The 7,253-nt window shown below is 37.4% G+C and carries 7 protein-coding genes; all 7 read right to left on the reverse strand.

What is annotated here, in order from left to right:
* Positions 1 to 33: 33 nt before the first annotated feature.
* The gene (locus tag AB4507_RS02495; protein ID WP_371725402.1) at positions 34 to 1,233 is read right to left on the reverse strand and encodes a glycosyltransferase family 4 protein; all 1,200 of its coding nucleotides are present in this window, start codon (positions 1,231 to 1,233) and stop codon (positions 34 to 36) included.
* On the reverse strand, positions 1,233 to 2,363 hold the full coding sequence (gene wecB, locus AB4507_RS02500; protein ID WP_371725401.1) for a non-hydrolyzing UDP-N-acetylglucosamine 2-epimerase: 1,131 nt from the start codon (positions 2,361 to 2,363) through the stop codon (positions 1,233 to 1,235). Before wecB ends, AB4507_RS02495 begins: the two co-directional genes overlap by 1 nt.
* A gap of 14 nt (positions 2,364 to 2,377) precedes the next feature.
* On the reverse strand, positions 2,378 to 3,481 hold the full coding sequence (gene wbjC / locus AB4507_RS02505) for a UDP-2-acetamido-2,6-beta-L-arabino-hexul-4-ose reductase (protein ID WP_372127687.1): 1,104 nt from the start codon (positions 3,479 to 3,481) through the stop codon (positions 2,378 to 2,380).
* The gene (locus AB4507_RS02510) at positions 3,481 to 4,518 is read right to left on the reverse strand and encodes a polysaccharide biosynthesis protein (RefSeq protein ID WP_371725398.1); all 1,038 of its coding nucleotides are present in this window, start codon (positions 4,516 to 4,518) and stop codon (positions 3,481 to 3,483) included. Before AB4507_RS02510 ends, wbjC begins: the two co-directional genes overlap by 1 nt.
* Before the next feature lie 7 nt (positions 4,519 to 4,525).
* Positions 4,526 to 5,662 (reverse strand): glycosyltransferase, encoded by a 1,137-nt coding sequence (locus AB4507_RS02515; protein WP_371725397.1) that lies wholly within the window; start codon positions 5,660 to 5,662, stop codon positions 4,526 to 4,528.
* A 13-nt stretch (positions 5,663 to 5,675) separates the two neighbouring features.
* Positions 5,676 to 6,770 carry an EpsG family protein gene (locus AB4507_RS02520; protein ID WP_371725396.1) on the reverse strand — a complete coding sequence of 365 codons (1,095 nt, stop codon included), beginning with the start codon at positions 6,768 to 6,770 and terminating at the stop codon, positions 5,676 to 5,678.
* Between the two features lie 60 nt (positions 6,771 to 6,830).
* Positions 6,831 to 7,253 (reverse strand): polysaccharide biosynthesis C-terminal domain-containing protein (locus AB4507_RS02525; RefSeq protein ID WP_372182175.1); only part of this gene is annotated, 423 nt, incomplete at its 5' end.

A 7,253-nucleotide genomic window follows, 5' to 3' on the forward strand; every position in this document is an offset into this window, starting at 1 on the left:
TGCAAAACAACATCTAGCAGATGTCACACCACTTTATTGGCGGATAGATAATTGTCCAGTTATTGTTGATGCTATCGTTGATACAGAAAACTCATTTTTCAATAACTCATACCCCATCTCGCCAACTTGTTGTCTTAATTTCTCACTCTTATATAGTTTTATCGCATTTTCCAACAAATGACCGTCATCACCATTTACGCTAATTAGACCCGCACTGTTTTCATGTAGTAAATCCATTAGGTCATTTCCTAGATTCACGCTCCCTAAGATAGGCAATGATTGAACCATATAGCCGAGTAGCTTTCCTGGGAAATTATGCGCTGTATGTGCTGGAGATAACGAGAAAAGCCCTATGTCAACCTCAGATAAAATAGCTTTAAACTCATCTTGACTCACTGAAGGCAAGTAAGAAAAATTATCTAACTCCCAGTCTTCGGCCATGTTATTAATCAATTCAACTTCATCCCCCTGACCAATAAATAAGAAATGAGCTTCTGTATGAAATTTCATTGATTTAGCTAACCTCAATAAGTTAGCCATATCTTGAGCATGACCTATATTCCCACCATAAAAGTAGATAACTTTATTTTCAAGGTTCAGCTTACGTCTTATATCTGAACTTTTACCTTTGTAAGGCTCGAGAGCAGCCCAATTCCTTAAAACTTCGGTAGGATAGTCAAGTGGCAACATGTCATTGAACACTTGTTGATTCCGTTCAGACATTACACCAATCATATCCGCTTGGTCATAAGAGTATTTTTCAAAATATCGAAAGTAGCGTTCAATCAAGGACCCTGACTCGATCATCCCTGAATCAATAACCCATTGAGGAAATAAGTCTCTCAGCACTAAATACGCAGGACATTCGCAACGCAGTTTAATTTTTCTAACCAAACCGCCAAAGAATATCGATGGCGAGTAATAAACGACACCATCAAAAGTGGTCTTACTTACCTTACTGGAAATAGCCTTCCACGCATTCAGAGAGAGCAAACTTTCATTTATTGCACGCTTTAGTTTATTTACGCCTTTTATTTCTCCGGTTGAAAAGCTCCACACCTGGACGCCATCAATATCACTTTCCACAAAAGAGGAAAGCTGACTAGAGTCAGGAGTTATGACTGTAACTTGATGCCCATTATCTTTGAGTTGAAGAGCCAACTCATGAAACATCTTAGCTCCAACGCGAGTACTATGGGGAAGGTAATCGTCAATAATTAAAGCTAAACGCATCAGTATTCTTTCCAAACGACTCGTTTAATGTAATCCGTATAAGAATGTATGATTCTCACCATCTTATCTGACACATTGGGCATGCTGTAATCATAAACAGGGCGAAGCAAACGCTCATGACCGCTAGGTTGATATTCCAAAATTTCAAGAGCTTGCATGACTCGCTCGACGCTCAAACCAACCATCATTACAGAAGCTTCTTCCATGCCCTCAGGTCTCTCATGAGCCTCTCTCAAATTCAGAGCTGGGAAGTTCATTATCGAAGATTCCTCATTGATCGTGCCACTATCTGATAGTACGGCTTTGGAGTTCTTCTGTAGGTGATTATAGTCATGAAACCCTAAAGGCTTCAGTAATTGAATATTTTTATGGAACTCAATACCTTGAGCTTCAATTCTATTACGGGTTCTAGGGTGAGTAGAAACAATTACAGGTAGCCCATAATGGTCAGCTACGTTATTAAGTGTTTCAGCTAACTTGGCCAATTGTTTTGGTGAGTCAACATTTTCCTCTCGGTGAGCACTTACAACAAAAAACTGACCTTGCTGTAACCCCAAACGGGATAACACATCCGATGCGTCAATCTGAGGCATATAATGATTAAGCACTTCAAACATTGGACTACCTGTTTTAATCACACGATCAGCAGGTAGCCCTTCAGCCAATAAATAATCTCTAGCGATGGAACTATATGTCAAATTAATATCCGCGGTATGATCAACAATGCGACGATTTGTTTCCTCAGGAACACGTTGGTCAAAACAACGATTACCAGCCTCCATATGGAATATTGGTACTTTACGTCGCTTAGCAGGAATCGCCGACAAACATGAATTAGTATCACCTAACACCAACATGGCATCGGGTTGGATTTCTTCTAAGGCTCGATCGACATTAATAATAACTTGGCCTATTGTCTCTGCAGCGTTTTTACCAGCTGCATTAAGGAAGTAATCCGGTTTTCGTACGCCTAAATCATTAAAGAATACTTCATTCAGTTCAAAGTCATAATTCTGACCAGTATGTACCAATACATGCTCACAGTGTTGATCTAACATAGCCAACACCCGGGACAAACGAATGATTTCAGGGCGAGTCCCCACTACTGACATTACTTTTAGTTTTTTCATTGTTCTTTTCCTAATTACAGTAATTTGGCAAATGTGTCGGGTTTTTCATGATCAAAGATTTCGTTAGCCCATAACATCACAATAAGCTCTGACTCACCAATATTTGTCACATCGTGACTCCAACCAGGCACAGTCTCAACTACAGTATAATCATCGCCAGTTACATCTTGCTCATAACGTTCACCAGTTACGATATTCTCAAATCTAAACTTCGCCTCACCCTTTATGACCAAAAACTTTTCATTTTTAGTGTGATGGTAGTGACCGCCTCGCGTTATACCAGGATGGGCAGTAAAGAAAGAAAACTGACCAGCCTCTTTCGTTTTTAATAATTCACAAAAAGCCCCACGAGGATCGGTATAAGCAGGCACAGTATAAGAGAACTGTTCAGGTGAATAATAACTAATGTAAGTCGAGTAAAGTGCTCGCAAGAACCCTGCCCCTACATTTTCTGTAATCAGTGATTTTTTGCTCTCTTTAAACACTTGTAATGTGTTAGCTATTTCACCAACGGTGGTTGGATAAATAGGTTTAATCGACTGCTCACCACTTGGTTCATCATTAGTTAAGTGATGAATAAAATGCTCACAAACCGTGTCGATGTAGACTAAGTTTACCTTAGCATCTGGATCGTTTACCGTAATCGGTAAATCGTTCACTACGTTATAGCAAAATGTTGCGACAACAGAGTTATAGTTTGGACGGCACCACTTACCAAACACATTCGGCAAGCGATAGATATACACGTTAGCCTTTGACTGCTTTGCATATTCACTCACAGCCTCTTCAGCTAACGCTTTGCTTTCACCATAAGGATTAGCATATTCAGCCTGAGTTGAAGACGTTAAAAGAATTGACGTTGAACGATTAAGCTTTTTCAACGTTGCAACAATATGAGATGTTAAGTCTGCGTTTCCGTATTTAAACTCATCTTCTACTATTGGTCTGTTTACTCCAGCTAAGTGGTAAATAAAATCGGCTTGCGCAAGCGCGTCATTTAGCTGCTCAACCGAATCATCGCGACCAATTTTAATGATGTCGGTAAAGCCTTGCTCTTCCAGCTGAAAGCACAGATTTTTACCAATAAAACCATTAGATCCTGTTACTAAGATTTTCATTACACACCTTCTGGAACAATAACGCTACCCGCTTCAATATCAGCGATGAAGTCTAATTTATGAAGCAATGCAATCATGCCATCTACGTCTAAACGGTCTGTGTTATGAGAGTTGTAATCTTCAATTACACTTAAATCTTGCTCGCCTTCTTCTACATATTGGGAGTAATTTAAGTCTCGATTATCAGAGGGAATACGATAGTATCCAGTTTGGTCTTCAGCAACAAACATCTCTTCGCGGCTACACAATGCCTCATATAGTTTCTCACCGTGACGAGTACCAATAACATTAACTTCATGCTCTGGTTTTGAGGTAATCGTTTTCAACGCTTGTACTAGAACATCGATGGTCGCAGCCGGAGCTTTTTGAACGAAAATATCACCATTGATACCATGAGTAAACGCATGTAAAACAAGGTCTACTGCGTCGTTCAGAGTCATCATAAAACGAGTCATATTAGGGTCTGTAATAGTGATAGCATCACCATTCATTATTTGACGCAGGAATAAAGGAATAACAGAGCCTCGAGACGCCATAACATTACCGTAGCGAGTTGTTGAGATAACGGTTTTCTCTGGATCTACATTACGTGATTTAGCTACGATTACTTTTTCCATCATTGCTTTGGAAATACCCATTGCATTAATAGGATAAACGGCTTTGTCTGTGCTCAAACACACAACGCGAGACACTTCATTCATGATGCACGCTTCAAGTACATTCTCAGTGCCCAATACATTTGTCTTCACCGCTTCCATCGGATGAAACTCACAAGAGGGCACTTGCTTTAACGCTGCGGCATGATAAACAAAATCAACTCCTCTCGTAGCAGACAATATAGAGTTGTAATCACGGACATCACCAATGTAAAACTTCAACTTAGATGAGTTGTACTTTTTGCGCATATCATCCTGTTTCTTTTCATCACGAGAAAAAATCCTGATCTCTTTGATATCAGTATCTAAAAATCGGTCTAAAACGGCATTACCAAATGAGCCAGTACCACCTGTAATCAACAAAACTTTATCTTTAAACATACAAAACCTATTTTTCTGAACTGTGTAGAGTAATTAACTCAATATACTTATGACTGCGCTCGGTAGCAGAAGGCATATTCAATACTTTCAAGTACCCTTTTTCTACCTGTTCAAGTAAAGACGAAGGGGTGCTAATGTTAGCCGCAACTACTTGGGCAATTGAATCAGCATTTAAAGGGTCAAAATAAAATATAGCATCCTCACAAACTCCTCGAACAAAAGGAAGATCAGAAGCAAACACAGGGGTTTTCATAACCATAGCTTCTATCGGAGTCGCAGAAAAGCACTCCAACAAACTAGGAAAAATCAACGCGTCAATCCACTGATAAAAACTTGGACACTGTGCGTTACTTATCGAACCGATCGTATGAAAATTTGGTAATAAGTCAAACCCTAGCCCTTCCATCTCCTCGTTAGTTAGAGTGAAAACAAACCGAATCGATAGACCGTATTTTTTTGCTAGCAACTCATTAACAGCAGGTAGAATTGCCAAATTCTTATGTGCATAAGCCCGGCCTAAAAAGCCCAAAGAGATTACACCTTCTTCATCCGGTAGTTTGTTTGCTAAAGGCTCCCAAAGTGAAGGAGTCCTGTAAATACTTGAAATACAATTATCAACGACATCAATTTTATTTGCTAGCATTCCGCGTTGAGTAATCAAAGCTTGCTTTACGTGACTTTGTTCGACGACAAGCTGATCTGCCTTTCTGAAAAAATACCATTGTGACTCAAATTTCAAAAACGATTTGATCCTCTCCCAAAAAGATAATTGCTTAAATGCTAAGTTTTTCTTGTAAGCAATCCAAGCTTGAGCAAAACCACAGATATGGACGCCAGACTTAGGAGTAAAGTATAGTGGCCCAAATACAGTAAAGCAGACATCAAACTGAGAGAACTTATCCTTAATATTTTTATTAGGCTGCTTTAATCCGTAAATATTGATAATAGAGAAACTATCAAAAACAGACTCATCAAACCCGACAGGAAGTTGTTTATATACCTCAGAAGAGCATAAAACCGCATAAGATTGCTCAGCACTTTTTTGGCCATGCAATAGGTAATCACTTAACTCAAAAAGAAAAGAAGCAGCAACTTGAACTCCACCACCTACATGTAAATTTGCTGCATTTATTAGTACTTTCATACCATATTCGCCATTATTTAGAGCTCCAGTGCAAGTCTATAGAATCAACCCTTTTTCGATCATCAATATTACTTGGTAAACTAGAAGAGGTTAACACATTACGGTAAGGTAGATACTGTTCAATAAAGTAAGAGTTTAGAGTAAACCTATAAAATGACAGACTAAAAATTGCCACGATTAAAAAACCTATTACCGTTCTGTCGAAGTTTCTTACATATATAAAAACCAAATAAGAGAGGAACAATGAGTATATAGGAATAAAGTAGTTTGCTATACGTGACATTAACGTTCCAGTGTCAGCCAAAAAAACTGACATTAACAAGAACAAGGTAAGGAAACCTAACAACTTGTCAAATTCTTGAAGACTCAACCTGTGACTCATTGCGGTACTAATCTTATCTTTATGATAATAAACAACAATGAACAGACCAACTTTAATAACAAGACTAAATGTAAGAGCATTAACACCCTCGGTTTCCGATAAGTAATGTAATACCTTCGCAGAATAGCCATTATTAAAAATCAAGTGAAGGAACTCGAACACCCATCGAATCAATGATATATCTAAAACAACTAAGAGCATTCCTATAAACAATAATGGTATCGCATACTTCACCAAATATCTAGATTTAACCACAACAGGAACTACTAACATCAACAGTGCAGAAACATGGAAAAAAGAAGCTATTAAAACAGCAATAAAATAATAACTGGTTCTCTTTTTAATATAAAACAAAACTGCCAATAATATTATTGACAATGCTATATTCTGCCTTAGAGCTTCGAACGTAAACGCTAAAGATGTTAAAAAATACAAGAGCAAACAAAGAACAGGGTAAGGTGACAACTTGTTAAAAAATTTATAAATAACAACAACCCCAAATATAGAAATCATCGTATAAAAAACAACAAATGGCACATTAAAATAAGAAAAAAACTTTGAAAGCATTAAATACCCTGGTTCAATCAATAAAGAAGTAGAATTAGGATCTTCGTAAAAATCCGAATAAAACAACCAATCAATACCAAGTTGATATCTACCCGCCACAAAAATAGAAATTAGAACAAAAGCGATAGTTGAAATTACATCCCTTAAATTTGACTTCAAGTTTAACTCAAAAAAAACCAAAAAAGTCAACGTTAAGAAAAAAACATAATAAGCCACCACCTAACCAAACTCCAAATTACTTTTCTTATTCCAAATTAAAATCAAAACAAAGATAGTTAATAAAACCTTAAAAGCCAACATCATCCAATATGACATAATCTGTTCGAGCTTCACAAAAATGATATAGGAAAACAGAAGACCAACAATATAAAAAAAGAACAACTTTATGCTGAGAAAGTTAAGCTTCAATACATAAGTAGAAAGCAGATAATGTGATAAGCACATGCAAGCATAAGCAATAACTGTAGCCCATGCAGCACCCTCGATACCATAAACAGGGATAAACAAGACATTAAAGATAACATTAACAATAAGAGCTAGCAGTGTTGCAAGCGAAATAAACATTGTCTTTTTTTCATAAAAAACAAAATTTGCATAAGTTAGGTATATATGAATTAATGCATTACCTATAATTATTATTGG

Origin of the sequence: Vibrio sp. 10N.222.54.A3, assembly GCF_041474095.1 — a bacterium.
GTDB lineage: Bacteria > Pseudomonadota > Gammaproteobacteria > Enterobacterales > Vibrionaceae > Vibrio > Vibrio crassostreae_C.